The sequence below is a fragment of the Pseudomonas sp. Ma2-10 genome (genome assembly GCF_054330215.1).
On sequence record NZ_JBTEYL010000104.1, the window covers coordinates 1 to 314 of the forward strand.

1 protein-coding gene is annotated in these 314 nt (G+C 53.8%); it reads right to left on the bottom strand.

What is annotated here, in order from left to right; genetic code table 11:
* The coding region (locus tag ACXPVS_RS27510) for an IS66 family transposase (RefSeq protein ID WP_458512674.1) at positions 1 to 314 on the bottom strand (314 nt) is incomplete at both ends.

Sequence of the window (314 nt, forward strand, 5' to 3'; positions counted from 1 at the left end):
TAGATCTGCGCACTGGCGGTAGCGCCCTTGGGCGTATCGCTGAACAGCCATGCCTTGCGCCCGATCACAAACGGCTTTATCGCTCTTTCGGCGGCGTTGTTGTCGATCGGTAAAAAGCCAGCCTCCACATAGCGCTCCAGTCGGCTCCAGTTGTTGGCCAGGTAATTAACAGCCTTGCCTAAAGCACTTTGCGAAGTGACCTGCGGCTGTGTTTTTTCCATCCAGGCTTTCAGCTGAGCCAAGATCGGTACACTCTTTTCCTGACGACCAGTAAAACGCTGTTCATTGCTGACGTCCTTGAGTTCACGCTCGAT